Source organism: Vicinamibacteria bacterium (assembly GCA_035620555.1).
Classification (GTDB): Bacteria; Acidobacteriota; Vicinamibacteria; order Marinacidobacterales; family SMYC01; genus DASPGQ01.
Genome location: DASPGQ010000434.1, coordinates 1 through 4,665, shown reverse-complemented (window position 1 = coordinate 4,665; position 4,665 = coordinate 1). Strand labels below are relative to the sequence as shown.

5 protein-coding genes are annotated in these 4,665 nt (G+C 64.4%); 3 read left to right on the top strand and 2 right to left on the bottom strand.

Annotation, left to right across the window (positions count from 1 at the left end; all coding sequences use genetic code 11):
- Positions 1–162: 162 nt before the first annotated feature.
- The 3 genes from VEK15_17675 (at position 163) to VEK15_17665 (ending at position 1,750) form a co-directional block, all read left to right on the top strand.
- Positions 163–990 carry an alpha/beta fold hydrolase gene (locus tag VEK15_17675; protein HXV62533.1) on the top strand — a complete coding sequence of 276 codons (828 nt, stop codon included), beginning with the start codon at positions 163–165 and terminating at the stop codon, positions 988–990.
- A gap of 116 nt (positions 991–1,106) precedes the next feature.
- A complete protein-coding gene (locus VEK15_17670; GenBank protein HXV62532.1) occupies positions 1,107–1,355 on the top strand; it encodes an antitoxin VapB family protein in 249 nt (82 codons plus the stop codon).
- Positions 1,340–1,750, top strand: coding sequence for a type II toxin-antitoxin system VapC family toxin (locus tag VEK15_17665; GenBank protein ID HXV62531.1), 411 nt, complete (start codon positions 1,340–1,342; stop codon positions 1,748–1,750). The genes VEK15_17670 and VEK15_17665 overlap by 16 nt, the downstream gene beginning before the upstream one ends.
- A gap of 24 nt (positions 1,751–1,774) precedes the next feature.
- Here the strand turns inward: VEK15_17665 and VEK15_17660 are convergent, their stop codons facing one another.
- Positions 1,775–2,737, bottom strand: coding sequence for an NAD(P)-dependent alcohol dehydrogenase (locus tag VEK15_17660; protein ID HXV62530.1), 963 nt, complete (start codon positions 2,735–2,737; stop codon positions 1,775–1,777).
- 11 nt (positions 2,738–2,748) lie between these two features.
- The gene (locus VEK15_17655) at positions 2,749–4,581 is read right to left on the bottom strand and encodes a PQQ-binding-like beta-propeller repeat protein (GenBank protein ID HXV62529.1); all 1,833 of its coding nucleotides are present in this window, start codon (positions 4,579–4,581) and stop codon (positions 2,749–2,751) included.
- Positions 4,582–4,665: the final 84 nt, after the last annotated feature.

Below are 4,665 nucleotides of genomic sequence, written 5' to 3'. Positions count from 1 at the left end.
GGGCGAACGGTCTCAGGCTGCCTCGGAATGTTTACCGAAACGTGTAAACTTTACGTCACGGACTTTCGAGGCATTCCCGGGCGTCGCAGCGGTAGGATGCGATACACACCGAGCTTCATGTCAGCCAAGCTTTCGCTTACGTTATTCTCACTTGCCATCGCGATGACTCTCGCAACCGCGCAAGAGATCCTCCCAACAGCGAGAACCGCGACCGTGAACGGCGCAACCCTTGCCTACGATATAACGGGGGAGGGTCCCCCGATCGTTCTCATCAGCGGGGGCGGAACGCTCGACCGCCGCATGTGGGACGAGCAGGTCGCGGCGCTGGCACCCGATTACACGGTGCTCCGCTATGACGTTCGGGGAATCGGAGGCTCGTCGCGTCCGGATGCTCCTTTCTCCCACAGCGAGGACCTGAACACACTGCTGCAATCGTTGGAGCTCGAGGCTGCCTACATCGTGGGCCTTTCTTTTGGTGCCGGCATTGCCATCGACCTGGCGCTCGACCATCCGTCCAGGGTAAGAGGTCTCGTCCTCGCGGCTCCCGGCGTGAGCAGTGACAAGGAGGACAACCTTCGCGACGCGCTGGCGGTCTCGGAGCTGGCGCGAAAGATCGGTCTCCCCTCCCTCGTCGATGCTATCGTGACGAACCGTACCGTTCTCGCCGCCGCCAACGATACCGTGCGTGAACGCGTGCGGGCGATCTACCTGGACAACGGCGACGCGTTCGAGTCAGACTTCGCGCTAGTCCGCCTGTGGCGCCCAGCGGATCCGCCTGCCGAAGAACGGCTCTCGTCGATTCGCGTGCCGACGCTCATCCTCGTCGGTGACCAGGACTCCGAGCAAACCCGCGCCACGGCCGATATGCTCGCGGCCCGCATCGGTGACGCCAAAATGATCGTCTTGCGCGACGCCGGCCACCTGCTGAACTTCGATGCCCCCGATCGATTCAACGAAGCCGTGCTCGATTTCCTCCTGAGATCGCGCTGACCTGAGCTTCGTCGAGCTCTTTCTGCGACTCTCGAAGTCGAGAAGGTAAGGTCTCCCAAGAAGTCAGGGGACCACGAAATCTTGATCAATGCCTGTGTATCATGCATAATGTGTGTATGGCAACCAAAACCATTTCCTTGAAGCTCGAGGCTTACGAGCGCCTCAAAGCCGCGAAACGGTACGAGGGCGAGTCTTTTAGCGACGTGGTTTTGCGCGCTACCTGGCCCGAGTACACGGTGCGGTCGGCAGATTGGTTGCGCGCGTGCCGGGAGCGTGGTCCGACGTTTACGAGTGACGGGCTCGACCGAATCGACGAGCTCAAGCGCTCAGACGAGACTCCCGAGGACAAGTGGGCGAGGCGTTAATTCTCGAGACGACTTTCCTCGTCGATCTCGAACGTGAGCTGGCTCGCGGCGAGTCGGGTCCGGCACAGGCGTTCCTCGAGACGCGCGAAAACGCAAGTCTCCATATCACCTATACGATCGCTGGAGAGCTCGCCGCGGGAGCCTCCCTCTCCGAGCGGGATCTCTGGCGGGACTTCGTGTCGCCCTTTCGGATCTTGCCTTTCAATGAGGACGTCGCCTGGCAGTACGGCCAGAGCTACCGATACTTGAAGGATCAGGGCCTTCTGATCGGAACGAACGACCTCTGGATCGCTGCGACCGCTCTCGCGTATGACATCCCGCTCGCGACCCGAAACCGGAATCATTTCAACCGCGTGCCGGGCCTGAAGGTCGCGAGCTATGGCGGCCGCGGCTGAAGATTCTCCGCCGAGGTCGCGGCGTCACATGGTTATGACGACTCTTCCTCGGGCATGTCCTTCCTCGAGATACCGTAGAGCATCGGCGACCTCGCTCAGCGGGTAGCGTCGATCAATCACGGGCTTGACTTTGCCTGAATCGAGAAGCTCCCTCAAGAAGAGCAAATCCTCCTTGGTGATCTTCGCCATCATGAAGCTCATCTTCTTGTTGGTCGTCGTCGATGCCCACGGCCCCAGAAACATCAGATGGAATATCTGGCCGACGGAGCCTCCCACCATGACATAGATCCCGTCAGCGCTCATTGCGCGCTTGTAACGGGACACCGAACGATAGGCCGCCGCGTCGAGAATCAGGTCAAAACGCTGCCCGCTTTGGGTGACGTCTTCCCGGCTGTAATCCATGACGTGGTCCGCTCCCAGAGAGCGCACCAGGTCGACGTTCCTCGTGCTGCACACGCCGGTGACCTCGGTCTCGAACGCTTTGGCGAGCTGCACCGCGAAGGTCCCGACGCCGCCCGAGGCCCCGTTGATCAATACCCTTTGACCGGGTCGAATCTTTCCGCGGTCGCGAAGACCCTGGAGCGCGGTGATGGCGGCGACCGGTACCGCCGCCGCTTGCTCGAACGTGATCCCGGCCGGCTTCGTCACCAACCGATCTTCCGAGGCACAGGCATATTCAGCGAAGCCACCCCACTTGCAAGTCCCGAATACTTCATCCCCCGCCTGAAACTGCTTTACGTTTCTGCCGACCGCTTCGACTCTCCCCGCGATGTCGATTCCGAGTATCGTGTGCTTCGGCCTCAGAAGCCCATCGCCCATCAAGCGGACGAAGAACGGATCGGCTCTCATGGTGTGCCAGTCCGCGGGATTCGTCGATGCGGCCTGAACTTTGACCAGGACTTCATCGTCTCCCTCGGTCGGCTTTTGAACTTCCGCGTACTCGAGCACGTCGGGAGAGCCAAAGCTGGTGTGGACGATGGCCTTCATTTCCCTCGCGGTCAGGTGCTCGGAAGGGACAGCCGGAACGCGGCCATCTCCTCGCCGTTGCGAACCAGCAGTACATCGCCGACCAGCACCGGCTGATTCCAGGTCTTGCCCTCGATCGCCGGAATCCGGGCGAGCTCCGTGAACTGGTCGGGGGTCGCCGCGACCAGCGCCAGCTCACCGTCCTCCGACACCACCAGCAGCAGGTCCTGATCGGGCAATAGCAGGAGCTGGCCGCTACCGTAGCGTCCGCCCTTCCACTTGCGCTCGCCGTCCTCGACGTCGATGCACGAGAGCAAGCGGCCGTCGAAGCCGTAGGCGTGGCCCTCGTGAACGACCAGGGGGCTGAAAGAGGGCTTCAGCCGGATCGACGTCCAACGCTCCTCGGCGATCCAGCCGTCGGATCGTTGCTCGACCGCGAGGCGGCGGGTGCCGAGCGGAGCCGCCGTCACGTCGACCTGGCTCACCAGGACGTCGCCCTCCGCGGTCAGCGCGGGCTGCAGGATTCCGATGCCCGGCCACGAGTGGTGCCAGAGCATCGCGCCGTCGGCCGGCGCGACGCTGGTCGCACCTTCTTCGCCCAGCAGCAGGATCTGCGGGACGCGGTCGATCGTCAGCAGATGCGGGGAGCTGTAGGTCCTGCTCGCGGGGCCGAACCAGCGGGAATCGCCGGTCTTGAGGTCGTAGGCGACGAGCGCACCGGCGTGGACGATGACCACGTCGTCGACCACGAGCGGCGAGCTCGTGAAACCGAAGCTCGGGACCTTCGCGCCGGTATCGGAGGGCACGTTGCGTGACCACACCAGGGTGCCGTCGCGGGCGTCGAGCGCGTTCAGGATTCCGGTCGCACCGAGTGCGTAGACGCGTCCGCCGCCGAGTGCCGGCGTCGCGCGCGGACCGACGCCGACATGCGAGTCCCAGAATCGGGTCGTGTCCGCATGCATCCACACCGGCTCGCCGTTGGTAGCGTCGTAGCAGGCGACGATCTCGTCCTCACCGCGCTGCTCCTGGGTGTAGATGAGGCCGCTCTGGACCGCGAAGGAGGAGACGCCCGGTCCGATCGGCCGGCGCCAGAGCTCGACCGGCGGCGATCGGGACCAGTCGGTCTCGATCCGCACGCCTGGGAGGATGCCGTCGCGATGGGGTCCGCGGAATCCGGGCCATTCGGCCGCCTTCGCTGCGGTTCCCGCAGGCGACGGGGTGTCCACTTCGCCGGCGGGCGGGGCGGCGGCCAGCGCCTCGTCGGGTACCCCCGCTTTCGAGGCCGGCGGCAGCGCCGCTGGGTCCGCGCCCGCATCGCCCCGCGGCGTCTCCTCGGGAGTCTGCTCCTCGATCGGGGAGGGCGGAATCGCCATCGGCTCGTCGGAGGCCCGAGCCAGCAGCTGCTCTTCGGGAGTTTCCGCCCAACGCCATGCGAGCTCCGGCATGCCATTGCCCCTGAGGCCCTTGCTCCGCACGAGTGTGAAGGATCCACACGCGAGGAGGATGGTCGCGACCATCGCCGTGCGCCGGAGTCCGTTCGACAAGCGGCGGGTGGCGACCGCCCAGACAACGAACGCGAGGCTCAGGAGCGGGATGACGAGCAGGAACTGGAACCCCATGTTCCCCTGCGCAACCGATTCGTGGAGGAGGAGCCGCATCGCGGCCATCGCGGCGATCATCAGCGCGACGGCACCGATGCGCTCCGACCAAGGGGCCCGACTGAAGAACAGCCACCACACAACGATCGCCGCAGAGCCGCCCACCATTCCGCCGATCACACCGTAGATGGCGGCCTCGGGCAAAACGACGGGCACTACGAACAAGCCCAGCCACTGCAAGATCACGATGACGACGCCGGGCCACAACCGAAGAGGCTTCTGAGTCACGCCTTAATCCTCCCGGAGAGCCTGGACGGGATCGATCTCCGATGCGCGCCAGGCGGGAACCGC

What these genes read in the sequence shown, in the direction of transcription:
- VEK15_17675 (HXV62533.1), top strand. Translation starts at nt 163, where the DNA reads ATGACTCTCGCAACCGCGCAAGAGATCCTCCCAACAGCGAGAACCGCG.
- VEK15_17670 (HXV62532.1), top strand. Translation starts at nt 1,107, where the DNA reads ATGGCAACCAAAACCATTTCCTTGAAGCTCGAGGCTTACGAGCGCCTC.
- VEK15_17660 (HXV62530.1), bottom strand. Translation starts at nt 2,737, where the DNA reads ATGAAGGCCATCGTCCACACCAGCTTTGGCTCTCCCGACGTGCTCGAG.